General features: G+C 51.7%; 26 protein-coding genes. 8 read left to right on the top strand and 18 right to left on the bottom strand.

The annotated features are described in order from the left end of the window. Positions 1–112 precede the first annotated feature (112 nt). From U869_RS0122950 to U869_RS0122900, 10 genes are all read right to left on the bottom strand, one after another. Complete coding sequence (locus U869_RS0122950; RefSeq protein WP_025120671.1) at positions 113–1,402, bottom strand: ABC transporter substrate-binding protein; 1,290 nt, start codon at positions 1,400–1,402, stop codon at positions 113–115. 15 nt (positions 1,403–1,417) lie between these two features. After that, entirely contained in the window at positions 1,418–2,545 is a 1,128-nt protein-coding gene (locus tag U869_RS0122945) for an ABC transporter ATP-binding protein (protein ID WP_025120672.1), read from the bottom strand. 13 nt (positions 2,546–2,558) lie between these two features. After that, positions 2,559–3,473: a carbohydrate ABC transporter permease gene (locus U869_RS0122940; RefSeq protein ID WP_025120673.1), complete on the bottom strand. Its 915-nt coding sequence runs from the start codon at positions 3,471–3,473 to the stop codon at positions 2,559–2,561. Further along, positions 3,466–4,356 carry a carbohydrate ABC transporter permease gene (locus tag U869_RS0122935; protein WP_024485193.1) on the bottom strand — a complete coding sequence of 297 codons (891 nt, stop codon included), beginning with the start codon at positions 4,354–4,356 and terminating at the stop codon, positions 3,466–3,468. Before U869_RS0122935 ends, U869_RS0122940 begins: the two co-directional genes overlap by 8 nt. 727 nt (positions 4,357–5,083) lie before the next feature. After that, positions 5,084–5,659 carry an NUDIX hydrolase YfcD gene (yfcD, locus tag U869_RS0122925; protein ID WP_025120674.1) on the bottom strand — a complete coding sequence of 192 codons (576 nt, stop codon included), beginning with the start codon at positions 5,657–5,659 and terminating at the stop codon, positions 5,084–5,086. Between the two features lie 142 nt (positions 5,660–5,801). Continuing rightward, positions 5,802–6,353: a phosphodiesterase gene (gene yfcE / locus U869_RS0122920; RefSeq protein ID WP_025120675.1), complete on the bottom strand. Its 552-nt coding sequence runs from the start codon at positions 6,351–6,353 to the stop codon at positions 5,802–5,804. A 103-nt stretch (positions 6,354–6,456) separates the two neighbouring features. Beyond that, entirely contained in the window at positions 6,457–7,101 is a 645-nt protein-coding gene (locus U869_RS0122915) for an RpiB/LacA/LacB family sugar-phosphate isomerase (protein WP_025120676.1), read from the bottom strand. A 45-nt stretch (positions 7,102–7,146) separates the two neighbouring features. Further along, entirely contained in the window at positions 7,147–7,908 is a 762-nt protein-coding gene (gene kduD, locus U869_RS0122910) for a 2-dehydro-3-deoxy-D-gluconate 5-dehydrogenase KduD (protein WP_025120677.1), read from the bottom strand. Positions 7,909–8,210: 302 nt separating this feature from the next. Then, positions 8,211–10,274, bottom strand: coding sequence for a right-handed parallel beta-helix repeat-containing protein (locus tag U869_RS0122905; protein WP_025120678.1), 2,064 nt, complete (start codon positions 10,272–10,274; stop codon positions 8,211–8,213). Between the two features lie 90 nt (positions 10,275–10,364). After that, positions 10,365–11,930, bottom strand: coding sequence for an MFS transporter (locus U869_RS0122900; protein WP_025120679.1), 1,566 nt, complete (start codon positions 11,928–11,930; stop codon positions 10,365–10,367). 404 nt (positions 11,931–12,334) lie between these two features. On the opposite strand from U869_RS0122900, the gene U869_RS0122895 reads away from it, so the two are divergent. The 3 genes from U869_RS0122895 to U869_RS0122880 all read left to right on the top strand — a co-directional run bounded on the left by U869_RS0122895 (position 12,335) and on the right by U869_RS0122880 (position 15,101). Further along, positions 12,335–13,501: an oligogalacturonate lyase family protein gene (locus U869_RS0122895; RefSeq protein WP_025120680.1), complete on the top strand. Its 1,167-nt coding sequence runs from the start codon at positions 12,335–12,337 to the stop codon at positions 13,499–13,501. Between the two features lie 25 nt (positions 13,502–13,526). Further along, the gene (locus U869_RS0122890; RefSeq protein WP_025120681.1) at positions 13,527–13,850 is read left to right on the top strand and encodes a cupin domain-containing protein; all 324 of its coding nucleotides are present in this window, start codon (positions 13,527–13,529) and stop codon (positions 13,848–13,850) included. Positions 13,851–14,489: 639 nt separating this feature from the next. Next, a complete protein-coding gene (locus U869_RS0122880) occupies positions 14,490–15,101 on the top strand; it encodes a LuxR C-terminal-related transcriptional regulator (RefSeq protein WP_025120682.1) in 612 nt (203 codons plus the stop codon). A 99-nt stretch (positions 15,102–15,200) separates the two neighbouring features. On the opposite strand, the gene U869_RS0122875 is transcribed toward U869_RS0122880, so the two are convergent. Further along, positions 15,201–15,491: a chorismate mutase gene (locus U869_RS0122875; protein WP_025120683.1), complete on the bottom strand. Its 291-nt coding sequence runs from the start codon at positions 15,489–15,491 to the stop codon at positions 15,201–15,203. 309 nt (positions 15,492–15,800) lie between these two features. Between U869_RS0122875 and U869_RS0122870 the strand changes: the two genes are divergently transcribed. The 4 genes from U869_RS0122870 to U869_RS0122855 all read left to right on the top strand — a co-directional run bounded on the left by U869_RS0122870 (position 15,801) and on the right by U869_RS0122855 (position 19,213). Then, positions 15,801–16,811: a hypothetical protein gene (locus U869_RS0122870; RefSeq protein ID WP_025120684.1), complete on the top strand. Its 1,011-nt coding sequence runs from the start codon at positions 15,801–15,803 to the stop codon at positions 16,809–16,811. Between the two features lie 295 nt (positions 16,812–17,106). Further along, entirely contained in the window at positions 17,107–17,736 is a 630-nt protein-coding gene (gene yfcG, locus U869_RS0122865; RefSeq protein WP_025120685.1) for a GSH-dependent disulfide bond oxidoreductase, read from the top strand. A gap of 166 nt (positions 17,737–17,902) precedes the next feature. Continuing rightward, positions 17,903–18,280 carry a dihydroneopterin triphosphate 2'-epimerase gene (gene folX, locus U869_RS0122860; protein ID WP_025120686.1) on the top strand — a complete coding sequence of 126 codons (378 nt, stop codon included), beginning with the start codon at positions 17,903–17,905 and terminating at the stop codon, positions 18,278–18,280. A gap of 27 nt (positions 18,281–18,307) precedes the next feature. Beyond that, positions 18,308–19,213, top strand: coding sequence for a TIGR01777 family oxidoreductase (locus U869_RS0122855; protein ID WP_025120687.1), 906 nt, complete (start codon positions 18,308–18,310; stop codon positions 19,211–19,213). Between the two features lie 100 nt (positions 19,214–19,313). Here the strand turns inward: U869_RS0122855 and hisP are convergent, their stop codons facing one another. The 4 genes from hisP to hisJ form a co-directional block, all read right to left on the bottom strand. Then, entirely contained in the window at positions 19,314–20,087 is a 774-nt protein-coding gene (gene hisP, locus U869_RS0122850) for a histidine ABC transporter ATP-binding protein HisP (protein WP_029987515.1), read from the bottom strand. 17 nt (positions 20,088–20,104) lie between these two features. Beyond that, positions 20,105–20,812: an ABC transporter permease gene (locus U869_RS0122845; RefSeq protein ID WP_025120689.1), complete on the bottom strand. Its 708-nt coding sequence runs from the start codon at positions 20,810–20,812 to the stop codon at positions 20,105–20,107. Then, on the bottom strand, positions 20,809–21,495 hold the full coding sequence (locus tag U869_RS0122840; RefSeq protein ID WP_025120690.1) for a histidine ABC transporter permease HisQ: 687 nt from the start codon (positions 21,493–21,495) through the stop codon (positions 20,809–20,811). The genes U869_RS0122845 and U869_RS0122840 overlap by 4 nt, the downstream gene beginning before the upstream one ends. Positions 21,496–21,592: 97 nt before the next feature. Continuing rightward, the gene (gene hisJ, locus U869_RS0122835; protein WP_025120691.1) at positions 21,593–22,375 is read right to left on the bottom strand and encodes a histidine ABC transporter substrate-binding protein HisJ; all 783 of its coding nucleotides are present in this window, start codon (positions 22,373–22,375) and stop codon (positions 21,593–21,595) included. A gap of 154 nt (positions 22,376–22,529) precedes the next feature. On the opposite strand from hisJ, the gene U869_RS32265 reads away from it, so the two are divergent. After that, positions 22,530–22,688 carry a hypothetical protein gene (locus U869_RS32265; protein WP_157834755.1) on the top strand — a complete coding sequence of 53 codons (159 nt, stop codon included), beginning with the start codon at positions 22,530–22,532 and terminating at the stop codon, positions 22,686–22,688. Here the strand turns inward: U869_RS32265 and U869_RS0122830 are convergent. The 3 genes from U869_RS0122830 to cvpA form a co-directional block, all read right to left on the bottom strand. Beyond that, a complete protein-coding gene (locus U869_RS0122830; protein ID WP_025120692.1) occupies positions 22,663–23,235 on the bottom strand; it encodes a UbiX family flavin prenyltransferase in 573 nt (190 codons plus the stop codon). The genes U869_RS32265 and U869_RS0122830 overlap by 26 nt on opposite strands. Before the next feature lie 147 nt (positions 23,236–23,382). After that, positions 23,383–24,900 (bottom strand): amidophosphoribosyltransferase, encoded by a 1,518-nt coding sequence (gene purF, locus U869_RS0122825; protein WP_025120693.1) that lies wholly within the window; start codon positions 24,898–24,900, stop codon positions 23,383–23,385. A 21-nt stretch (positions 24,901–24,921) separates the two neighbouring features. Continuing rightward, a complete protein-coding gene (cvpA, locus tag U869_RS0122820; RefSeq protein WP_025120694.1) occupies positions 24,922–25,422 on the bottom strand; it encodes a colicin V production protein in 501 nt (166 codons plus the stop codon). Positions 25,423–25,483 lie beyond the last annotated feature (61 nt).

The following is a 25,483-nucleotide window of genomic DNA, read 5'->3' as shown; positions in this document are numbered from 1 at the left end:
GCTATTTAATACAAGTTTATTTTTTCTTACGGCTTCCCTGTTTGCGTTAATGAATATAATGATTAACAGATAAAATATGCCCCCACCCAAGATAAGATGGGGACAATGCTGCTTAGCGCATTGCGCGTTTCAGAATACGGTCGCCCTGGCGCTGGAAGTCAGCTGCGACTTCTGCCACCGTTTTTTTACCGTAATCGATATTCTGAATGGCATCCTGGAACAGCACCACGATCTGCGGATCGTCAAAATACGGTGAAGCGCTGATGGCATGCGGCAATGACAGCGCCAGTTTCAATCCTGAAACGGCCGGATCGCTATCCTGGATCACACCACTTTCGGTCAATTGGCTGACCGCCGCTTTACTTAATGGTACGCCCCGCTCCAGTTTCAGAGCCTCAACGCCTTCCTTGCTGTTGAGCAGGAAGTTAATCAACATTGCAGCTTCTTTTGGATGCTTACTGCTTTTGCCAATCGAGAACATCTGCGACGGCTTGAAGAATAGCCCCGCATCCTTGGCACCCGGCAGCATAGGATATGGGCCTAAAACCAACTTGGCCGGTGCCTTCAGGTTGTCGGAATATTTGTTGATGGTGGAGTTCCACATATAGGTTCCGCCCCACTCCCCGGCAATCCAGGGCTTCATCTCATACATGTTGTTTTTGCCAAACGAGGCGAAGTATTTCGATGATGGCATGACGTGACTGTCGACCATATTTTTATACATCTGGAAGAAGTCGACCCATTGTGCTTCGCTATAGGCAAACTTTTTCTGCGCTTCATCGATAATGTCGACGTTATATTTTTGGATCATGTAGGAACGTAGCAGCGCGAAAGTGTCCTGGTGCTCAAACACCACCGGGTAATATTTATCCCCCAATTTTTCTTTAAAGGTTTTACCCGCGGCGAGCAACTCATCCCAGTTATTCGGGTATTGCACACCGGCATCTTTCCAGGTGACGTCGTTATAATAGAAAACGCGCGAGGTGACCGAAATCGGGATGCCGTTCAGCTTGCCGTCGATGGTGGTCGTTTGCAGCTCTTTCGGGTCAAACTGGGTCAGGTCCAGATACTCGCTGACCTTGTTCAAATCGTAGAACCCGGTGCCCGTTTTAGAAAAGATCGGCAGCCAGTTCCAGTTGGTCTGCATCACGTCCGGCTCGGTGCCCCCGGCAATCTGGGTGGTCAGGCGTGAAAGATGGCCGTCCCAACCGGTATATTCGGATTTCACCTTGATATCCGGGTTCTGCTTCTGAAACTCCTCAATCGCTTTCAATGTGACCTGATGGCGGCCATTGCCTCCCCACCAGGACATACGTAAGTCAACCTGCTCAGCGGCAAAAGCCTGATGGGCAAATATCGCCATAGATGAGGCTACCAGAGTACGTAAGACTATTTTTTTCATGGTTTACAACCCCTGTTAAAGAGAAATGTTCTTTTCCGTTTTCGCATCAAAAATGTGGCACTTATCCATATCGAACCTGAAGTAAACCGGACGATGCAGGCCATTTTTCAGGATTGGTTTGACATCATCGGAAGGAATACGGCAGGTCAGTTCAAAATCATTCACCTTCAAGTAAACAAAGAACTCATGGCCCATATTCTCGACACGTACCAATTCCCCTTGGGAGTGGTTACCCTCAAACGGCGATTCCGAAATGGATATAAACTCTGGACGCACGCCGAAGAACACATCCTGCCCGACAAAGCTGATGACTTTATCCTGCTGATGCTGATTGAGCGTCAGGGTGTAATTACCGACGGTGAGGCCGATTTTGCCGTCTTGCTCAACCAGCTTGCTCGGCTTGATGTTCATTTCTGGCGCACCGATAAAGCCGGCCACGAACATGTTTTTCGGGAAGTGGTACAGGTTGTCTGGCGTATCCACCTGCATGATATGGCCCAGCTTCATCACGCAGATACGGTCGCCCATGGTCATGGCTTCGGTTTGATCGTGGGTGACATACACGGTGGTCGCCGGTTTGCCGCTCTTTTTCAACTGCTTGTGCAAATCGGAGATACGAATACGCATCGAGGCACGCAGCTTGGCATCCAGGTTGGACAACGGTTCATCGAACAGGAACACGTCCGGCTTTTTCACAATCGCACGGCCAACGGCCACACGCTGCGCCTGCCCACCGGAGAGCTGGCGTGGCAAACGATCCAGCAACTCTTCCAGCTCGAGGATCTTGGCGGCTTCGTTGACCTGCTCTTCAATTTGCTCTTTAGGTAGCTTGCTCAGCTTCAAGCCAAAGGCCAGGTTATCTTTGACCGTCATATGCGGATACAGCGCATAGTTCTGGAACACCATGGCAATACCACGGGATTTAGGAGCCAGGTTATTCACCACGCGATCGCCAATGCGCACTTCGCCACCGCTAATGGTTTCCAGCCCTGCCAGCATCCGCAGCGTGGTCGATTTAGCGCAGCCGGAAGGGCCGACAATCACCATAAACTCGCCGTCGGCAATGGTCAGATTGATGCCATGCACTGCCTTGTAACCGTTGCTGTACACTTTCTGCAGATTATTAAAAATGACTTCAGCCATGATAAATCCTCAATTAACCTTTAATTCCGCTGCTGGTAACGCCCTGCACAAAGTAGCGTTGGGCCAGGAAGAACACGATGATGGACGGCAGAATAGAGATGCTTGCCATTGCCAGGATTTCGTTCCACGGCGCACCTTCTGTCACGTCGATAGACATTTTCAACGCCAGCGCAATTGGATATTTATCGACGCTGTAGACGTAGATCAACGGGCCAATAAAATCATTCATCGACCACATGAACTGGAACAGCGCGACGGAGATAATCGCCGGTTTCAGGATCGGCACCACCACGTACCACAGCACCTGGAACGAGTTGCAACCATCGATCTGCGCCGCCTCTTCCATATCCCGTGGCACACCGCGCAGGAACTGGATCAACATAAAGACGAAGAACCCCTGCGTCGCAAATGCCAGTGGCAGATACAGCGGCAGATAGCTGTCCAACATGCCCATTTCACGGAACATGATGTATTGCGGGATCAACAGCACCGTGCTTGGCAGCAACATGGTGGTGATCAGCGTGGCAAACCAGAATTTCTTCCACGGGATCTCAAAGCGGGCAAAGCCGTAGGCGACAATGGTCGAAGAGATAATGGTTAATAACACCTTGGGGATCACAAACTTAAAGGTATTAAGCATGTAGTGGCCAAAGTTATATTCCGTACCGGTTTTCCAGCCGTTGACGAAACCATCCGAGGTCGCATTATCTGGCCACAGCCCCAGGGTGGTGAAAATCTCCTGGTTAGGTTTAAACGATGCCGAGAACATCCACACCAGCGGATAAAGCATCAGCAGACCCACCAGCAACAGCACTATGTAACGAATAGCGGCGCTGATTTTTTCCTTGCGCAATGTGCGCTGGACCTCAAGCTCCGCCATTTCCTGCGCATTGGACAGGGGTAATTGGTTCTGTTGCATGTCAGCCATTTTTGCCACCCTTGTCTGCCGAGTAGAAGACCCAATACTTCGATGATTTAAAGGCGATTGAGGCAAACAGGGCCACAACCAGGAACAGGATCCACGCCAAGGCGGCACCGTAACCCATATCAAAATATTTAAAGGCGGTATCGTAAATATACAGTGAGAACAGGTAGGTGTAATGGGTTGGCCCGCCGCCGGTAATAACATACGGGGCCGTAAACTCCTGGAACGCCTGCGTGGTTTGCATAATAAAGTTAAAGAAAATCACCGGCGTAATCAGCGGTACCGTGACCTTCATAAACATCTGCCACTTGGAGGCACCATCGATCATGGCCGCTTCATATTGTGACTGAGGCACGTTCTGCAGCGCCGCCAGGAAAATCACCATCGCGGAACCGAACTGCCATACGCGCAGCAAGGTTACCGACATTAATGCCAGTGAAGGCTCGCCCAGCCAGTTGATCGGATCCATGCCAAAGACACCGATAAAGCTGTTCAGCAGCCCGTCGATGGCAAATAGCGCACGCCACAGCACGGCAATCGCCACGCTGCTGCCAAGAATAGAAGGAACGTAATAAGCCGTGCGGAAAAAACCGATACCGCGCAGTTTAAAATTAAGGACAAAAGCGATACCCAAGGCAAACGCCAATTTTAACGGGATGGTCAGAAACACATATGCAAAGGTGACGCCCATCGATTTCCAAAAAAGATGGTCTTCCATCAGCATATAGCGATAGTTTTCCACCCCGTTAAACACCGGGGGGTTCATCAGGTCATATTCCGTAAAGCTGAGCAAGAATGATGACACAAAGGGGAACGCCGTAAATATGATCAACCCTATTATATAAGGTGATATATAGGCTAACCCCAGCATTCTGTTTTCATTCATGGTTGTTACCCATAGCCATTTAAATAGAAAAAGAAATGAAATTAGTTAAGTAAAATTTAAGTCAGATTAAACAATAGAAATGAAAAGCCAGGCAGTCTGCCCAGATTCAGCATCCTCCCCGTAGTGATAAAGCCATAAATCTTTTCAGACGATCGCTGGCCAAACTCAGCCAGTCATCAGCGGCCAATGTTCGCGCTGTCGCTATGCTGTCAGGTTGCTTGCTACTGAAGGCTAAGTCCATTCTTTGCTCTCCCTGATGCCCTGGCATCTACCAACCAACAAACTGAAACACTATTTCAAATTATTATATCTGAAAATTTTCCAACGTCATTCAGTGGATGGCAAAAGTGTGACCAAAGTAGAAACGTTGTTTTGAATTTTTTATTTAAAGATGTGAATTATCAAAACCGCCCGCACAACAAATCATAACCTGATGATAAATATAGATATTTTATCTTGATTGATTTGTAACGCCAAGGATAGGAATTTTGAATAGATCGGTTAGCTAATTGTAGGTAGATAGGATCAGCGGATTTGGGGCAGGAAGACAGGTATGAATGACGTCATTGATGGTTACATTTCTGATTTCAGGGAGTTGGTAAGGCCATCTGATTTGATAATAAAGCGGCAAGGTTGCTGAATTTGTAGGGGTCGAACATGTTCGACCCTATCTAACCTATTGATTGTTAAGACGGACGCAGCTATGGCAGCAAGGCCGAACGCTAAATCAGGCGTCTTCCTCGCCAGGGCCAACTCTACTTTCACGCGGTAGCGGCTTACCGTAGTCCTGGCCGTTATTACGCGTCAGCCATAGAGATAAAGCCTTCAGTGAGTCGGGGGTGAACTCATCGCAACGGGCGGTGATCTCCTCTGGCAGCAGCCAGCTCACTTCGGCCACTTCTTCTTCCTGCAGAGCAAACGGGCCATTGGCGACGCAGCTGAACAACGCGCCCCAAACACGGCACTCCGTTTCTTCAAAGTAGAACAGGCCATGCTCGGCAAACGGGATCCCGGCAATGCCTAGCTCCTCTTCCGCCTCACGGCGAGCAGAGTCCAACACGTTTTCCCCGCTTTGTACCACACCGCCAGCGGTGGCATCCATCCAGCCCGGGTAAAAATCTTTGGTATCGGTGCGCCGCTGCACCAAAATTTTCCCCATGCCGTCATGCACCACAATATAGGTCGCACGATGACGCAGCCGTTGGGCACGCATCTGTTGACGACTGGACTGAGCAATCACTTCATTTTGCTCGTTGACGATATCAACCCACTCGGTATCTGCAGTCTGATCCTGTTCCGCCATCCTGTAAAACCTTCTATTTTGGGCGCGATGCATGCCGCGCACTGGTTAATCAATGAGATTGCTTCAATGATTGTTATGGTGTTCCCCTGCTCTGCCAAGCCACAGCCATGGCCGTCATTTCCGAGCTACCGGGTCTATAAAATTAGTGCGTTAACGCCATCTCTGCAACAACCTTGCCGTTGTGCAATTCGAGTACGCTCAAGACATCATCTGCCAGTATGCCATAGCTGGCAGGAAAACCCCCTTTCGGGATGCTGACCGAGCCTGGATTAAAGCAGTAGATTTCCCCCTGCCTTTGTGCATGAGGCAGATGCGTATGGCCATAGACCAGCACGTCGCCACCCGTTAATGGCGGCAATGTATTGGGATGATAAAGGTGCCCGTGGGTTAAAAACAATCGTCTTTTCGGTAACAGCACCTGTTGGTAAGGTGCCATCATGGGAAACGTGAGCAGCATCTGATCGACTTCGCTGTCGCAATTACCGCGAACGGCAACGATCTTGTCACTAACGTGATTCAACTGTTCGGCTACCCGTGCGGGCTGATAGTTATCCGGCAAGGCATTACGCGGGCCATGATTGAGCAAATCGCCCAGCAGTATCAACCAGTCGGCCTGGCTTTGGGCAAACAATTCGAGGATTTTGTCAGTGGCGGAGAGCGAACCATGCAGGTCCGAGGCGAACATCAGCTTCATAACCTTTCCTTTGCGGCGGAAGAGGAAACCATTTTAACTGAGCTGAGAGATACAACAAAGGATGGGATAAACAGGTGGCCGATATTCGGCCACCTGAAGAACATTAGGCGTGGGCCAGCAGTTCTTTGACAAACGCCACGATCTCCGGCTTTTTGCCGTTGGAGAACAGGCATTCTTGGAAGCGAGGGCCGCTGACCGCGGTCTTCACCAGCTCCGGATCGATGGCACGCAGCGTATCCAGGTAGTTATCTTTGATCACCGCTTGCTTAACCTGATTGAGGATCCCGGCGTTACGCACCTGAGGTTCCTTACGCTCCACCGGATAACCTTCACCTTTACGCCCGGTAAAGGCTTTCTCAAAGATATAGCGCACGTTCAGCTCTGCGCCCCAGCCGAAGCCTTTGGCAAACGGCAGAGACAGCGCATTACCGTTGTTGATCTGCGCGAACAGGAAGGCATCCGCAGGATCGATACAGTAGCCGCATACCACGCCAGGATGAATGTTCAGTGACATCAAGGCGCCCTGTCCGGTACCGCAGCCGGTGACCACAAAATCAACCGCTTCCGCGTTCAACAGAATGCTGGCCATAATCCCCAGATGGATATAGGTCAGATGGTGATCCTGCTCATCGCTCATCCCCACGTTGAACACCGCATCATGATTGCCAGCCGCAACCGCCTGCAGTTGTTCGAGAACCAGCGCATTTTTACCCGCCTGGCTGTTTTCCATCATCAGTGCAATATTCATCTTCTGCTCTCCGCAAGTAAAATCAATCGGTTATTCTTTATCGAGTTAGCGAGCCAACCAGCCGCCATCCACCGCAATGGTGTAGCCATTGATGTAATCCGAAGCCGGCGAAGCCAGGAATACCGCCGGCCCCATCAGATCTTCTGGCAGGCCCCAACGGCCAGCCGGGATACGCTCGAGGATTTCTTCGCTGCGAGCCTGATCGTCGCGCAGTTGGCGAGTATTGTTCGTTGCCATATAGCCCGGAGCCAACGCGTTGACGTTGATACCGTGGCTGGCCCATTCGTTGGCCAACAGACGGGTGACACCCATCACGGCACTTTTCGATGCGGTGTAAGATGGCACACGGATGCCCCCTTGATAAGACAGCATGGAGGCGATGTTGATGATCTTGCCGCCGGTGCCTTGGGCAATAAACTGGCGGGCCACCGCCTGAGACATGAAGAACACCGTCTTGATGTTCAGGTTCATCACGTCATCCCAATCTTTTTCGCTAAATTGCAGCGCATCCTGGCGGCGAATGATGCCGGCGTTATTGACTAGAATATCGATATGGCCGAATTCGGCCACCGCACGTTCCAGCACTTCAGGCAGCACTTCCAGCTTGCTCAGGTCGGCTTTCAGGCTCAGAAAACGACGACCCAACGCGGTCACTTTGGCGATAGTTTCTTCCGGCTCGACCACGTTGACACCCACGATATCACAGCCTGCCTGGGCCAGCCCAATCGCCATCCCCTGTCCCAACCCGGTATCGCAACCGGTCACAATCGCCACTTTACCCTGTAATGAAAAATTATCGAGAATCATGCTCTTGTCCTTAGTACTCAGGGCATCAGCGGCCCTTGTCAAAAGTGGGGATAGCGTTGCAATCCCGTCAGTGTCCGCAGCTTGCTGCCGTACAGGGGGAACGATATTGCCCGCCCCTGTCATCATGATGGCGCAAGTCTAACGCTTATCGCTGACGCAATCAATAAAATTGAAACAATGTTTTATTTTAAATGAAAGTAATTTTTGGTTATGTGACGTACGCCGTTTTCAGCAGGTCAAAAACTACATTCGTAGGGGCGCCGCATGCTGCGCCCGATTAGCCGCAGCGCCCCCATGGCGTTTTATTTCCCTGCTGACAACATAAAGGCATTGTTGTCGGCGATATTCCCCACCACCGCGTCGGCATATTCTCCCGGCTTGCTACGCAGCGAGACGTTACCGCTGAATACGCCTTGCTTATCCTGGGTGGTATAAGGGCCTGGGCGGAAGATGTAGTTAAACCGCTGGTTATCAATCGCCGTATTGTTGGTTACTTGCAGTGCGCCAGGGTTAAAGTTGTCGGTAAACCCATCCATGCCGTTTTCCATGGCGAGGCTATTGGTCACCTGGTGGGCCACTGGCAACCCTTCGCCTCCCAGTTTGAAACCATTATTGACATTGCGCAGCGCGACGCTGTTTTCAATGATCACCCGCCCGTTCGGTCCATCCTCGATCTTGTTAAACAGGTCGAAACCGTCATCCACGTTGTCATGGGAGAAGCAGGCAACCAGTCGGTTCCCCTCACCCACGCGCATTTTGACGGCAAAGCCATCCGCATTGATCAGACCTGGATCCTTGTTGGCGTACGACTCCGCATGAGTGATCAGGTTATGGCTGGCCCACAGCGGGCGATCGGCGTTGGCCGGGGAGGAAATAACAATCCCAGTATCATCCGCATGGTGTGCCACCACCCGGTCGAGGTGGTTATGGCTACCGGTAATACGCAGGCTTTTTTCCGTCACGGTGATGCCCTGGATATCCCAATAGCTGGCTTCCAGTTCCATCCCGTGCAACACCACGCCCTCCCCAAGCGGCCGGAGTTTTTTGGCATTCTTGGCCGTTCCACTGGCAACGGCAGGTATGACCGCCAAGGGGTAGTCCCCCGCAGCCAGCCAAAGTGTGCCACCTGGCGTTAACGATTGTACTGCGGTGGCGAAATCCAGCGGATGCTGCTGGCTGCCATCATTTTCAGCTTTGCCCTGTGGCGAAACATGCAGGTTAGCGGCATCGGCATAGCGCACTTTACGCACCATCAGCTTATCGCTCTGGGCGCTGCCTTTTGGTCCGGTGAAACTGTAATCCAGCGCAGTTTCCGCCTTCTTCAGCGCAACCTTCACCGCCAGCATCTCTCCGGCCTGCACCTTACGCTCTGCGGCAATGACCACGCCGTCCTGGCTCAGCGACAGAGTGCCACTCTCATTACTTCGCAGTTGGAAGACGTAATTGTCCGTGGCGGATAGTGGCGCAGAGCCAATTTCGATCTGCAACGGCATCGCTTTAACCACAAACGCCTGCGCCGCCGGAAGCTGGCTTTCACTCAGCGTCAGGCTGGCCTGATTGACGGTAATGCGTGCGTTACGTGAAGCAAAGAAGCCCACGTAGTAGCCTTCAGGATCCAGCTTGGTAACGCGGTGCGGATCGTTGGCCGTTTTACTGACCCAGTTGTCACTGCCCAATGGGGCATAAGCCGCGGTAAATCCCTGATCCGTCCGAGCCAAGCGCAGCCGGAAGCTTGGCGTTTTCTGCAAATCCACCCCAGGCTGATAGCCTTCACGCTTGATCTCGACGCCCGCATTGCCCCAGGAATTGAGCACGCCGTTGCGGGATATCATAGTCATTTTGACCCGCTGATGATCTTTCTTATCCTGCGTCATGATGGCATTCATCACCATGTTGGACGCCGCCGGAAACTCCTCATAACCCTGCTGAACCTTCTCCAACCTTGGTTTGCCGAGGATATCGCGGATCAGCAACCCCGCGCCTTCCTGCCCGGCTGGCAGTGCCGCGTTTTCAGGGCCAAACTGATCGACCGTTACCTCCGCCTCCAGGACCACATTGGCATTGGCCGGAATACGGGTGTAATAGAAGGTCAGGCCATCATGACTATTGCCGATTTTGCCACCCCGGCTCTCGACGTGGAACGGTGTTTTCAGCGGTCCGGCGGGCATCGGTTTGCCATCAGCCATCGTTACCTGGTTGGTGCCCACCTTGCCCGGCAGAACGTTGGTAGCAAAGTTGACGTCCGTTGACTGGCCGAAAGCAATGGCCTGCCAAACCAGTTGATTAGCAGCGGGCAGCGGCGCAGCGACACCGTTATGGCAAACGCTGGCCAGAGCAACTAATAACGACAGAGGTACGATCTTCATTTCCCTTTCCTTGTTTTTAATATGTAGGGATCCCCCCGCCGCGTTGGCGAGAGGATCCCATCACTGGGTTATTGGGGGAGATCTGGCCTGTTAGGCCGGTTTGTACACGGGGGTAGAGACTTCGGGAGTGATATTCATCTTCTGGCAGATCTTGCTGTTGCCCCAGCATTGCTCGTAAGGCAGCCCTACCAGGTTCTCGATCACCAGACGGACTTCGGGTTTGATGTCGCCGATTTTGCCACCCGCCTTGATACGGGAGACTTCGTATAACACCACCTGGTGGGTCTGGCGGTTAAGCTTCATCTGGCTGCTGAACACGATCGCCATCAGTGCCAGCAAAATCACACCAGCAAAGAACACCCAGGAGATCGCAGTAATCGCGGTTTCGGGCTGAGTGTGGGACTTCGACTGGAAGCCGTAGTAACTGAGAATGGACCCCATGGTGAAGACGATAATCGCGCGCATTACTTTGCCGGAAAACGTCATCGCACCGGCGTAGATCCCTTCGCGGCGGCGGCCGGTAAAGACTTCGTCCACGTCTGCCAGGAAGGTGTACACCGTCCAGGGAATGTAATACACACCGCCGGTGCCCAGACCGAATATCACGGTGATGCCGATAATGGCTGCAGTAGCGATATGCGCAGGCAAGTTAAAGAAGTGCAGCAGGGAGTAACAGCAGACCGCAAACATCACAATGCCAAGCGCCCAACTGTAAGGTTTACTGAAGCCTTTCTTCACGCACAAGCCAATAAAGATGGCCGTTGATATCAACTGCAAGATGGCATTCAGGCTGTTCAAGCCGGCCAGAATGGCGGGATCGTATTGCAGCACGAAGATCACGAAATAGGTAAATACCGAGGCAAACAGCCATTCCGCACCGAAACCGAACAGATACATGCCCAGATGCTTGCGGAAAACCCGCAGGTAGAAGGTCGATTGCATATCGCGCGCCAGCGCAACCAGCGTTTTCAACAGTGATTTCTTATGCTTGACCTGTTCCACTGCCTCATCTTTGCGTTCCCAGGAAAACAGATACAGCACGGTGATGGCAATAAACAGGATCACGCCGTAAGTGATCCCGGTGTACAGAAACGGCTGTGCCGACTCTTTACCGTAGAGCAGAATAAATTGCCCTGGAATAAACGCTGCCAGGAAGTTGGCCATCTTGCCAAAAATCGCTTTATAGCCGGTCAGCTTGGAGCGCACGGCAAAATCATCGGTCATTTCGGTAGCCAACGTTTCGTATGGCACCATTATCGAGGTATATATCAGCTCGAAAATCACATAGGTGGCAAGGTAGTACCAAAAACCGAAGCCCTCAACCCACAGCAGCGGGTAAAAGACCATCAGTGGCGCACCAATCAGCAGGAAAAAGCGCCGCCGTCCAAAGCGCTTACCAAGCCAGGTATTGCCGAAGTTATCGGTCAGATATCCCATTACCGGATTACTGATAGCATCGATGACGCTCGCAACCGAGAAGATGAAGGACGCCTCCAACAGCGTCAAACCACAGAATGTGGTGTAAAAATAGAGCAACCAGGCCCCGCTGATCGCCAGCGCACCGCTGCCCAGCAGGTTACCCCCACCATAAGCCAGCTGATGCCCTAACCTGACCGTTCTTCCCTTACCCAGAGCGTTAATACCATTAGTTGTCATCGTTTCTTCTCGCAAACAAAAATAATGAACCGAAATTTCATTTTTACAGGAATAACGTTTTATACTTTTAGGTGAGTTATAATGTTGTGATGAAAGTCACATAAAAAATAAGGAGATGTTTTTAAACCCGCTTTAAAACGTGGGAAGCCTCTGGCCGTCAAGGATTAGTGTGATCGTGAGCATGCAACGGCGTGGCGCAGGTTGGCTATGAGCAAAACCGCTATCTGATACTCATTGGGCAAACAGCAACGATTTATGCGATACAGCTCTCATAAATCACCCGTTCGGGTTGGCCTTATTCGTCACTTTGATATCATTTTTCTAAATTTATGAAACGATGTTTTATTTAATGAGAAAATCGTCTGAACAGCGGCGGTTTATCGATAAGGTCAAGGGAGGCCATCGTGGCTAAAGGTTCAATCCACAAGTTCAATTTCCATCGTACAACCGATGCCGGTACTGGCGCACAAATCACCCGCCTGACACCGCCTGAAGTGCTGTGCCACCGCAACTACTTCTACCAGAAGTGTTTCACCAACAACGGCAGCAAGCTGCTGTTTGCCGGCGAATTTGACGGTAACCGCAACTACTACCTGTTGGATCTGCAACTCCAGCAGGCAGTACAGCTGACCGAAGGCCCAGGCGACAACACCTTCGGCGGCTTTTTATCCCCGGACGATCGCTTCCTGTATTACGTGAAAAATGAGCGTGAGCTGCGTCGGGTAGAGTTGAGCAGTTGCGATGAACAAACCGTTTATCGCGTGCCTGAAGAGTGGGTTGGCTACGGCACTTGGGTTGCCAATAGTGAATGTACCAGCCTGGTGGGCATCGAAATCGATCGCCAGGATTGGCAACCGCTGACCGACTGGAAAATTTTCCACAGCTTCTTCACCAAAAATCCGCATTGCCGCCTGCTGCGTGTCGATCTGGCCAGCGGTGAATCACGCGTGATCTATGAAGACCGCCTCTGGTTAGGCCACCCAATTTATCGCCCACACCATAGTGACTGTGTCGCTTTCTGCCACGAAGGGCCACACGATCTGGTCGATGCCCGCATGTGGCTTATCAATGAAGACGGCAGCAATATGCGTAAGGTAAAAGATCACGCTCCAGGCGAGAGCTGCACGCACGAATTCTGGGTACCAGACGGTTCGGCCCTGATGTACGTCTCTTATATGAAAGGCCAGCAGCAACGCAATATCTGCCGTTACGATCCGCAAACCGGCCAGGATGAGGTGGTCATGAGTATGCCTGCCTGTTCCCATCTGATGAGCAACTACGATGGTAGCCTGCTGGTTGGCGATGGCTCGGCAACCCCAGTTGATATCAAGGATGCTCAGGGCTACACCATTGAGAACGATCCGTGGCTTTACGTATTCGACGCCAAACAACAGCGCCAGGCACGTCTGGCCGCGCATAACAGCTCATGGCGTGTGCTGAATGGTGACCGTCAGGTTACGCATCCACACCCATCCTTTACCCCGGATAACCGGCAAGTGTTGTTCACCTCCGATTTTGAAGGTGAACCTGCGCTGTATCTGGCACGCTTGCCAGAAGATCTGTTTGCTTGATAGCTCTTTTTACTGAGGAACAACCATGTTTATCTATAAACAGGATTGTGCGCTGGAAGATTTGGGGAACGGCGTTACACGCCGTATTCTGGCTCATGGCGGCACCATGATGGCGGTAGAAGTCAACTTTGCTCAAGGCGCTGTCGGCCCGTTGCACAGCCACCCACACGAGCAACTGACCTACGTACTCTCCGGCCGCTTTAGTTTCACCATTGATGGCGTCACCCAGGAAGTGGGGGCCGGAGATACCTTGTACAAAAAGCCCGACGTGGTACATGGCTGCGTATGTCTGGAGGCCGGTACGTTACTGGATACCTTCACCCCGCAGCGTGAAGATTTTCTGAAGTAATCCCCTCTGCCCCCGCTCATCATCGGGGGCAATATAGATCCATCATCCAACTGCAATTCCCTTCATCCAACCGGCTTATTCCACAGGATATTATTCAGTTTCTCCTGGTTTTCAGCGGCAATATGCCAGCCGAAAAACCACGCCCTGACGGGCACGATGAACAATCCATATTTCCCATAATAAAAGCTGAACATATACCCCAAACGGATATATAAGATTATTCTCACCCATTCGTTAGCCAGTGATGATACACGATCTTATCTTTTGATTTTATTGAAATAATGAGCAACTTATCGATAAAATTAATTGTTTTTATCTAATCGATCTATTTTATTGATCATTAAAATCAACTCTGCTATCCTGTGCAATATAACTTATCAATATAAATCAATGGAATGAGTGAAACCAATGGCTTGCTGCGAGTATGTCGCCTATTGCCCACATTGTGATATTTCCATCGAGTTAGCAGGGAAAGCTCCCGTCTACGCGGAGGGTGTGGGCTGCTGCAGCGCATGCGGTAAAAAACGCATTCTGATTGGCAAAAAGTCGGCAAAAAACCGAGCACACAATCGACCCGATTGCGGCTCATCCACCAAAGCGCACGCCAGATAGGATTATTACTGATTAGGATGATCAACTATGCCTGATATTCATATCTACACGGTGAGTAATGACCGTTATTATGCCGCTGGTTTGCACGCGCTGCTCAGGCACGGTGAAACGTTGGCCCATGATAAAATAGCGCTGCATGAATTACCTTTTGAAAAAGAGACATTCGAGACCCACACGCTGCTGGAACTGAAAAATAACGCCTGTGACTTCCTTGTTCTGGACTGCAGCTGCGGCTTTATTAATTACTACGGTGCCTGTTCTGCCCTCTATAGCGCGCTGGAACAGGGTACGCTGAATGCCAAGATCATCTTGCTGTATGAAAACAGCCTGTGCCTGACCAATCCGGATATGTACAACCACTTTATCACTCTGGATAAAAATGCCCGCGTAGAGGATATCTTGCTATCGATGTTCCCTGTCACAACGATGCCGGATGAGTCTGATAGCGAGGAAACGGAAACCACGATCCGCCAGTATCTGACCTGCCGAGAGCTGATCATCATTAACGAAATCTACAGTGGTGCATTGCCCTGTGAGATAGCTAAAAAACTCAAACTCAGGTTAAAAACCATCAACTGCTATAAAAACCGGGCAATGAAGAAGATCAGCAGTAAAAGGCCACAGTATTTGCATCCTTGAGACTGATGACAGACCGGATAGGCGCAGCATGTAGCTGCCTCAAGGTTAGGGATTCCACTAAAACCGCATCGTCAGCACTCAGACGACAAAACTTATGTTTCACTTTTGTACCAGACTTTGGTGCTGCTCCAGTTCAAAATCAATAAATGCATTAATCATCGCTCGGTAAACTTTTTCAATAATGTCTTCGGGAAGCCCAGCCTCTGCGGCTTCAGCCCTAACCTTATCAATAACTATCTGGACTCTGTCAGGAGCTCGGACAGCATCCTGATCTCTTTTGAATCCAGCGGCAACTTTCACCAACCGACCACGTTGGGCAATGAGCGAGACAAGTTGGGAATCGATACCATCTATGCTCTTTCTTACGTCTTCGATAGAAGAGAAATCCATGTCGTACTCCATAACTAGTTTAGAAGTACAAACTATCATACCTATCGATGCCTGCCCTATCGTTTTTTAGCCCCCATTTAGTTCCCTCGATCTACTACGCTATTTGGTCATGCTGGTGCTGACTATGATCTATTAGCTCGATAGGTGTATAGGATCCCTGTGTAACAACAGAGATAGTCACTTATACATACACTTTCAAACGGAACTACGGCAGGATAGTCTCTGTGTGCCACGTAGGCGGAGTAGCGTCTCTGTCTAAGTAAAAGGAGATTGATACGGCCAATGAAAACTTAAGGAGCAGAGCATCCCATGTCGCAGCAGAACACACATGAGCAAGAAATTATTGCGGCCATAAAGCAATTTGCCAGGTCAGCCACGTCAAAAGGCGAGGCGCTAGCGGACATCTCTATGTTGGTCGCAGCCACCTCAACGCTGCCGTTAACCAACCTCGATAATTGGGAACGTTTGATTCGTTGGCAACTAGCTGCTGCACTTCGAGTTAATAAGCCATCAAATGAGGGGATTAGCAGTGAAGCGCCTTCTTCGCTTGCCTGGATTGACCTCTGTAGCGGTGATGGTTTCAAACGAGAAAAGGCCTTGCAAACCCTATCCGGAGCTGCGCCAAACAGCTTTTACTTTGCCTTGGCGGTTCGTCGTTTAAATGATTGGGTGCCGGAAATCAGAAAGGCAACATGTGACGTATTGCCATCCATAGCAAAAGCCACAGATCCCGAAATCATCGTCGACGTACTCTTTATCACACTCCCCTATTGGTACTCTTGGGGCAGGATGGGCGATGTGGAGAGGCAAGTATTACTGCAGGTTATATCATTGGAAAAAGTGACCGCGTGCCTTAAGCAACGCCTTATCTCAGCCACCTCAGGACCGATGTCTTCAATATTGACACAGATTGGTCGTGCCAAAACGCTAGATAATTATTTAGCAGATATTGCTCAATCAGCCATTCAACCCTCTTTGCGTGCAAAAGCCTATCGTTGCCAATTTGAAGGGAAATTCGTTTGGCGTGAGGGGGAAAAATGGGTATGGACAGATAAGGTATACGGTCGAGGTCGTTACATGCCTTTATTAGGAGAACGTGCGATTGATGTTTTAAAGCCATTTATGGAAAACCTCACCATGGCAATCAACGACCGTTCCCCCATCGTACGTCGTATCGCAGGTGAAATGCTTATCAAGGAGTTAGATAATATTGGCGAACAGGCCAGCATCTTGGCAAAAATTTTGGCATCCGATCCTTCTCCTTCAGTATCCGAACGCGGTAAATTTGCACTGAAAACGCTTGGCGTACACGTAGATTAAATGATGAAGCCTATCTACATAGCCATAACTTTGCTTTGGGGAGATGGCATTGTTGCTTGCCAATCGTGGTTAACCTTTCATCCCCCCCATTCGGGGAACCCCACATGACCAAAGCCTGGATCCAACATCACGCGATCGTATAAGCTGTAACAGCACCCTCTGCACTCTCAGATAAGGCCATTGTGGCGTATGTTCGACAGACCCCGCTGGCACTTTCAGGGGGGCGCCATAGCCTCAAACGTACCAACCAATCCATGCTCATCTTATCATGCTGTTTTATAAGGAGTATTAACATATGATTGATCTGTATTACGCACCGACTCCCAACGGGCACAAAATTACCCTGTTTCTGGAGGAGGTTGGTTTACCTTATCGTATCCATCGCGTAAATATCAGTGCTGGCGATCAATTCACCCCAGCGTTTCTGGCCATTTCCCCCAACAACAAAATCCCCGCTATCGTCGATCATCAACCCGTGGACGGTGGTGCTCCAATCAGCCTGTTTGAATCGGGCGAGATCCTGCTCTATCTGGCAGAGAAAACCGGCAAACTGCTGAGTAAAGGGGTGCGCGAACGGGCTGCGACGCTGCAATGGTTATTCTGGCAGGTCGCCGGATTTGGGCCGATGCTTGGTCAAAACCATCACTTCAATCACTATGCTCCGCAACCTGTCCCCTACGCGATAGAACGCTACCAGCAGGAAACCAAACGTCTGTATAGCGTATTGGAAACCGAGTTGCAACGGCACCCTTATCTGGGCGGCGACAACTACAGCATTGCCGATGTTGCTACCTATCCCTGGGTCGTGTCTCATCCGCGCCAACGCATCGATCTGGCAGATTATCCGGCGGTACGTAACTGGTTTGAACGCATCCGCAACCGCCCGGCAACGGAACGTGCTTACAAACTGGCTGAGCCAGCCTGACGCTAGCCCCCTCTCCAGCGCGTACCTGATACCCCGGAGAGGGGATGCCGCCCGAAACCGATGTGATCTCCCCCGCGTTGCTCTCTTTAAGCTGCTGGCTACATTATCTTTTCTTCACTTTCCGTGTATTCTGAGTACAAACAATCAGACCTCCGGAGAATCTCTGATGCCATGCCTGCAACCCGATGCCATTATCCGTATTAAAAACCTGCGGTTACGCACCTTCATCGGTATCAAGGAAGAAGAAATCAACAACCGTCAGGACGTTCTGATTAACGTGGCGATCCACTACCCGGCGGATAAGGCGCGTAACAGCGAAGACATTAGCGACGCCCTCAACTATCGCACCATCACCAAGGCGATCATTCGCCATATTGAAGACAACCGCTTCGCGCTGCTGGAAAAATTAACTCAGGATGTGCTCGACATAGTGAAACAACATCCATGGGTAACCTATGCTGAAGTAGAGATAGATAAATTGCTGGCCCTACGTTATGCCGACTCGGTTTCCATGACCATGAGTTACCGACGGGAAACCGCTTAGCACTTACCCCTACCAGGGAGGCCGACCATGAAGATCCTGATTACCGGCGCAACTGGGTTGATCGGCAGTAGCCTGACCCGGCAACTGCTGCACCTTTCGCATGAGCTCACCCTGTTGACGCGCGACGTCGCCAAGGCACGGGACAAGTTCGGCGATCGGCTCAGCTACTGGCCTTCACTCGATGCACAGCGTTCTTTGGACGGTTTTGATGCCGTGATCAACCTGGCAGGTGAACCGATTGCCGACAAACGTTGGAGCAAGGCACAAAAAGAGCTGCTGTGTCACAGCCGGTGGGATTTGACCGAACGGCTGGCCACGCTGATTACGGCCAGCCAGACGCCGCCAGCGGTGCTGATTTCCGGCTCGGCGGTCGGTTATTACGGCGATCAGGGTCAGGCGGTGGTGACAGAAGACGAAACTCCGCACGATGAATTTACCCATCAGTTGTGTCAACGCTGGGAGGCGCTGGCCCTGCGGGCACAAAGTAGCTATACCCGCGTCTGCCTGCTGCGTACCGGCGTTGTCTTGTCGCCCAAGGGTGGGGCGCTGGCGAAGATGCTGCCTCCATTCCGCCTGGGTTTAGGCGGGCCGATCGGCAATGGTCGTCAGTATCTGCCCTGGATCCATATTGACGATATGGTCAATGCCATCATCTACCTGCTGGACAATCCCCCGCTGCGTGGCCCATTCAATATGGTGGCACCGTATCCGGTTCATAATGAACAGTTCACCGCCACCCTGTCCAAGGTACTGGATCGTCCGGCATTTATACGGGCCCCCGCCTTTGCCATGAAGTTATTGATGGGCGAAGCGGCTGTGTTGGTACTGGGTGGGCAACGGGCGGTGCCGAGGAGGTTGGAAGAAGCGGGGTTTGTTTTCCGTTTCTTTGAACTGGAACAAGCGTTGGATGATGTGATCAATCAGCAGGCTTAGCCACTGCTCAATTGCAAGTACTCAACAGGTACATCACCGAACTTTCAAACTCACTCGATCGGTTCCCTCTCCTTTTGGGAGAGGGTTAGGATGAGAGGGATTACTTCAGAGCACCAGAAAGGAACTGCTGTAAACGCATGCTTTTGGGGTTGCCAAAGAGTTCCGCTGGCGGCCCCTGCTCTTCAATCAGCCCCTGATGCAGGAAAATGACGTGGCTTGAAACATGACGCGCAAATTCCATCTCATGCGTCACCACCACCATGGTTTTCCCCTCTTCCGCCAGCTTCTGCATAATGCGCAACACTTCGCCCACCAATTCAGGATCCAGCGCCGATGTCGGCTCATCAAACAGCAAGACTTCTGGCTCCATCGCCAAGGCTCGGGCAATCGAAACACGCTGCTGTTGTCCACCGGAGAGGTGTACCGGGTATTTAATTTGCGCACGCGCGTCAATGCCGACCTTATCCAGATAGTGCACCGCTCGTTCGCGCGCCTCGGCTTTGCTCAACCCTAATACCTGGATCGGGGCTTCCATTACGTTTTCCAACACCGTCATGTGGCTCCACAGGTTGAAATGCTGGAACACCATCGTCAGACGGGTACGCAGCAGTTGCAGCTGTTTTTTGTCGAAGACCCTTAGCTGGCCGTCCTTGTCCCGCACCATACGAATATTTTCATTATTCAGGCTGATAGAGCCTTCGCTGGGTTTTTCCAGGAAGTTGATGCAACGCAGAAAGGTACTTTTGCCGGAGCCGGAAGAACCGATAATGCTAATCACATCGCCCGCATTGGCCGCCAGGGATACCCCTTTCAGCACTTCATGGTCACCATAACGCTTGTGCAGTTCGGTGACGGCTAATTTTTGTTCAGGCATAGTGAATTCCCCGTCATTCATCGATGAGTTACGTGTGCCATCCAGCGTTTTTCTGCCCTGCGGAACAGGCTGATCAACGTATAGGAGATTATCAGATACAACACGGCCGCAATGCCGAAGGCATAAAACGGCTGGTAGGTTGCCGCATTGATATCGCGAGCCACCTTCAACAGGTCCGGCACCGTGGCGGTAAAGGCCAGCGCGGTTGAGTGCAGCATCAGAATGACTTCATTGCTGTACATCGGCAGGGCCGAGCGCAGCGCCGAAGGCAAAATAATGCAGCGATACAGTTTAAAGCTGGAAAACCCATAGGCTCTGGCCGCTTCAATTTCCCCATGAGGCACTGCACGAATGGCTCCGGCGAAAATCTCAGTGGTATAGGCGCAGGTATTCAGCGTTAACGCCAGGATCGTACAGTTTAATCCGCTGCGGAAAAACGCATTGAGCAGCTCGGTGCCCCGCACGATCTCCAGGCTGTACATGCCGGAATAAAACACCAATAGCTGTACGTACAGCGGCGTGCCGCGAAAAACGTAGGTATACAGCCATACCGGGTAGCGCACCCAACGGATAGAAGAGACCCGCGCTACCGCCATCGGGATGGCCAGCAGGCCGCCCATCACCACCGATGAGATCAGCAACCACAGCGTCACCGCCACGCCGGTATAGCGATAACCATCGGTCCACAGCAGTTGCTGCCAGTACTGATGCAGGATATCGATCATAGTTCGGCCCTTTTGACACCCAGTGAATAACGCCGCTCAAGCCACAGCAATACGCCGTTGGAAAGGGTGGTGAAAAGCAGATACACCAAGCCTGCAACAATGGCGTAGAAGAAAGGCTGATAGGTGCCCTTGCCTGCCAGTTGCGTGGCTTTTACCAGATCGTTGAGACCAAGAATGGAGACCAAGGCCGTTGCCTTGAGGATCACCTGCCAGTTATTGCCGATGCCGGGTAACGCAAAGCGCATCATGGCCGGAAACAGAATACGGCGGAAAATCTGCCCGTTAGAAAAGCCGAAGGCGGTAGCCGCCTCGATCTGACCACGTGGCACCGCCAGGTAGGCTCCCCGGAAGGTCTCGGTAAAATAAGCTCCGTAGATAAAGCCCAGGGTTATGATGCCAGCCCCCAGCGGATCGATATCTATCTGTGAGAAACCAATAAACTCCGTGACGGTGTTGAGGGCAATTTGCAGACCGTAGAAGATCAACAGCATCAGCACCAGATCGGGTACACCACGGATCAAGGTGGTATAGGCACCAAAGATCGTGGCAATAACAGGGTTTTGTGAAAGTTTACCGCCAGCGCCGATCAAACCAATCACCACCGCCAGCAATACGGAACTGAGGGCCAGCTCCAGCGTCACCAGAGCCCCCTCAAATATCAGTTGGGAGTAACCTTGTAGCATTTACGTCACCCTGTCGTCATTGAGCACGTCGTGACACTCCAGCCAGAACAGGCCCGGAAAACCGGGCCTGTCACCATAGCAGAGTACAAAACAGGTATTAGCCGCCGTAAACGTCAAAGTCGAAGTATTTTTTCGCGAACTTGTCGTAGGTGCCGTCTTTGCGCATTTCGGCAAAGGCTTTGTCCAACGCCGCCTTCAGCTCGGTTTCATCCTTACGTAAGCCCATGCCGGTACCCACACCAAAGAACTTGTCGTCTTTTACCGACTCACCGGCAAACGCGTAATCCTTGCCTGGAGGCTGTTTCAGGAAGCCTTCACTTGCCGCCACTTCATCTTGAAACGCGGCATCGATACGCCCGGAAGCCAGATCCGCATACACCAGATCCTGATTCTGGTAAGGCACCACGGTCACGCCTTTTGGCTGCCAGTTGGCAATCGCGAAAGCTTCCTGAGTGGTCCCCTGCAATACGCCAATGCTTTTGCCCTTCAGCGCATCGACGGTAGGCAGGATCTTGGAGCCTTTTGGTGCGATCAGGCGTGAGTTAGCCGCAAACAGCTTGTCGGTAAAGGCAATTTCCTGCTGACGTTTTTCGGTAATGGACAGAGAAGAGATGATAGCGTCGATTTTCTTCGCTTTCAGGGAGGGGATCAGCGCGTCAAAATCGCTTTCCACAAAGGTACATTTGGTGTTTATGCGTTTGCACAGTTCGGTAGCCAGATCGATATCGAACCCGACCAGTTGACCCTGCGCATTTTTCGACTCAAAAGGCGCATAGGTAGGGTCGGTACCAATTTTCAGCGTGGAAGGTAATGCGGCAAACGCACTGCTAACCGCGCTCAAAGCCAAGACCAAAGGGAGAACCTTAACAAGCTTTTTCATAATTACCCTCAAATGGATATTTTTGCCGATGCCACTACGGGCATTACTTTCATCACACACAGGATCTGCAGTAATCATGCCACTTTGTCGTTATCGAGCGTGGGGAACGGCCACGCTCTGTTCAAGCCTCTTCCCAGAGTCAATGAACGACAAAATGAACGGCAAACTCAAGCTTCGCCTGCAAGATATGGCAACAGAGTGCATGGTGAAGCTGGATCATTATGATGCATCAATCGCACTAAATCAGTGCGATGTTGCACAAATGTATAAATTTGAGGGTGAAATAGTTAATTGGCACCTTGCCAACGCGTGAAGAGATCTTGCGGCAGTTCGATATCAAACTGGTCGATCACCCGGTTAACGGTCTGATCGATAATGTCCTCAACGGTTTGCGGACGATGGTAGAAGGCCGGGACCGGCGGCATAATCACCGCCCCCAGCTCCGCAGCCTGCGTCATCAGCCGCAGATGGCCCAGATGCAGCGGCGTTTCGCGTACACAGAGCACCAGTGGCCGACGCTCTTTGAGCACCACATCGGCGGCGCGGGTCAGCAACCCATCGCTATAACTGTTGACGATGCCAGATAACGTCTTGATGGAGCAGGGTAAAATCACCATCCCCATGGTTTTGAAAGAGCCGGAGGAGATGCTGGCGGCAATATCGCGCGCATCGTACACCACATCGGCCAAGGCCTGAACGTCACGCAGGCTGAGTGAAGTTTCCAACGCCAGCGTCTGGCGGGCCGCGTTGCTCATTACCAGATGAGTTTCCACCCCTTCTACGCCACGCAGCACCTGTAATAAACGCGCGCCGTAGATAGCGCCGCTGGCGCCGGAAATACCGATAATGAGTCTTTTCATCAAGCTGGCCTCTGCCGGGAATATCCGGTAAGAATAGCCGAATCGGGGTAGGTTTTGCAGCAACCTTCGCAGATTAGCCGCCGGAAAAAGACAATGCACCGTAACTAACGCTACGGTGCACCGTTTTGGTGACACAGGGCAGGCAAATCAGCCCTCGTTGTGCATTTCCAGATTTTCTGCCTCGGTCTGGCCGCGCAACGCTTTGGCGTCGTCATTACGCAGCGTTTCCAGATATTCCAGATAGCTCTGGTCAACATCTTTGGTCACGTAGATACCATTAAATACCGAGCATTCGAACTGGGCAATATCCGGGTTCTCTTCGCGAACGGCGGCAATCAGGTCTTCCAGATCCTGGAAAATCAGGCCGTCTGCGCCGATAATCTGGCGGATTTCGTCCACTTCGCGCCCATGGGCAATCAACTCCGTCGCGCTCGGCATATCGATGCCGTAAACGTTAGGGAAGCGGATCTCCGGGGCCGCAGAAGCCAGATAAACCCGTTTGGCCCCGGCGTCACGCGCCATCTCCACGATCTGCTCTGAAGTAGTACCACGGACGATGGAGTCATCCACCAGCAGCACGTTCTTATCACGGAACTCGGCACGGTTGGCGTTCAGCTTACGGCGTACCGACTTACGGCGCGCCTGCTGGCCCGGCATGATAAAGGTGCGGCCAACATAGCGGTTCTTGACGAAACCCTGGCGATACGGCTTATCCAGAATACGGGCAATCTCCAGCGCGATATCGCAAGAGGTTTCCGGGATCGGGATCACCACGTCGATATCCAGATCTTCCCATTCGCGCGCAATCTTCTCACCCAATTTCTGCCCCATACGCACGCGGGCGCTGTAGACGGAGATCTTGTCCATAAAGGAGTCAGGACGGGCAAAATAGACATATTCGAACAGGCAGGGATTGGTTTTTGGATTTTCCGCGCACTGGCGAGTGAACAGTTGGCCCTTTTCGGTGATATACACCGCTTCGCCCGGCGCAACGTCACGCAGGAAGTCGAAGCCCAGGGTATCCAGCGCCACGCTCTCAGAGGCCACCATGTACTCACAGCGGCCATCTTCCAGCTCACGTTTACCGATCACCAGCGGACGAATGCCGTTGGGATCGCGGAACGCCACCAGACCGTGGCCGATGATCATCGCCACGCAGGCGTAAGCGCCACGCAGTTGCTGGTGCATCGCGGCAACGGCGGTAAAAATGTTGTCAGACTCCAGAGGATAATGCGGGAAACGATCCAGCTCGGTGGCCAGCACGTTCAGCAGGATCTCGGAATCAGAGGTGGTGTTGACATGACGACGGCCACGTTCAAACAGCTGTTGGCGTAGTTCGTGGGCGTTGGTCAGGTTGCCGTTGTGTGCCAGCGTAATGCCGAACGGCGAGTTGACATAAAAAGGTTGAGCTTCTGAAGCGCTGGAGCTGCCAGCCGTTGGGTAACGCACATGACCGATGCCCATATTGCCTTGCAAACGCAGCATATGGCGGGCTTCAAATACATCCTTCACCAGACCATTGGCCTTGCGCAGGCGGAACCCATTATGGGCATCAATAGTGACGATGCCAGCGGCATCCTGTCCACGATGCTGAAGCACCATCAATGCATCATAAATCGACTGGTTTACCGGCATAAAACCGGCGATACCGACAATACCGCACATGTTGTCTTTTCCTCTAAGCCGCTACCGCCCCGGTAATTGGGTTGGTAAGAAACTCGACGTGCTTTGCAGATAGTCAAAGAACCATCTGATGATGTAACTGAACTGGGGGACCAGCTGTGACTGTTTCCAGTCCGCACTTTGCGACAGGCTGGTAAAGGTATCCAGGAAGAACAGTATCGCCGCGACGATCAACACGCCGCGCAGTGCGCCGAAACACACGCCCAGCACCCGATCGGTGCCCGATAACCCGGTTTTCTCTACCAGTGACCCAATCACATAGTTAACGATAGCGCCCACAATCAGCGTTGCGATAAACAAAATGGCAATCGCAATGCCGTTACGTACCAGCTCATCTTCAAAACGGGTGAAGTAGGCTGCAAGGTATGGGTAGAAATGGCTGGCGACAAAGAACGCACATCCCCATGTCACAAGTGACAATGCTTCGCGAACAAAACCTCGGATCAGGCTCACCAGAGCCGAAAATCCAATCAACGCTATAATGACGTAATCAATCCAGACCATGAACTATTCCAATGATGAATCGCCCCTGCATCCAATCGCGGCGAATTCTAACAGAAAAAGA

Source organism: Serratia sp. H1w (assembly GCF_000633355.1).
GTDB lineage: Bacteria > Pseudomonadota > Gammaproteobacteria > Enterobacterales > Enterobacteriaceae > Chania.
Note: the sequence above shows the minus strand (reverse complement) of the source record. Positions and strands in the feature narration are given on the sequence as shown.